Source organism: Methylobacterium ajmalii, from assembly GCF_016613415.1.
Taxonomy (GTDB): domain Bacteria; phylum Pseudomonadota; class Alphaproteobacteria; order Rhizobiales; family Beijerinckiaceae; genus Methylobacterium; species Methylobacterium ajmalii.
This window is the reverse complement of record NZ_JACWCT010000065.1, coordinates 955-1639: the sequence shown is the minus strand read 5'-3', so window position 1 is coordinate 1639 and position 685 is coordinate 955. Positions and strand designations below refer to the sequence as shown.

General features: G+C 79.1%; 1 protein-coding gene. It reads left to right on the top strand.

What is annotated here, in order from left to right:
* The coding region (locus HPY23_RS12135) for a hypothetical protein (RefSeq protein WP_200649612.1) at positions 1-685 on the top strand (685 nt) is incomplete at both ends.

Below are 685 nucleotides of genomic sequence, written 5' to 3'. Positions count from 1 at the left end.
AGCGCGGTCGGCGGCTTGACCGAGCGGGCCGAGGCGCTCGCCGCGGCGATCGCCGGGGCCGCCGAGCAGGCGACCGGGCAGTTCGATGCCCGTGCGCTGGCGGCGGCGACCGCCTTCGCGAAGGCCGCCGACGAGGCCGGCCGCCTCGTCGCCGAGCGCACCGACGCCACCGACGCGACGCTCCGCGCCGCCGTCGAGCACCTGACGCGCCAGGCCGAGGACGTGTCCGCAGCCCTCGCGCTCGCCGCCGAGTCCGCCACCGGCGCCCTCGACGGGCGCACCGCCACCGCGGCCGCGGCCTTCGTGGCCGCCGCCGAGGAGGCGAGCCGCCTGATCGGCGAGCGCACCGAGACCGCCGATACCGCCCTGCGCACCGCCCTGTCGGGCCTCGCCGAGCGCGCCGAAGCGGCGGCCGCCGCCCTCACCTCGTCGGCCGACACGGTCGGCGACGCGCTCCAGGCGCGCTCGGTCGAGGCCGCCGAGATCATGCGCCGCTCGGCCGAGCAGGCGACGGGGGCTCTGGGCACCCGCACCGTGGAGGTGGCGCACATCTTCCGCCGTACCCTGGAGACGACGGGCGCCGAGCTCGACGCCCGCAGCCAGGCGGCGGTCGAGCTGTTCCGCCAGGCGACGAGCGCGACGACGGGCGAGCTGGAAGCGCGGGCCGAGGAAGCGGCGGCGGTGC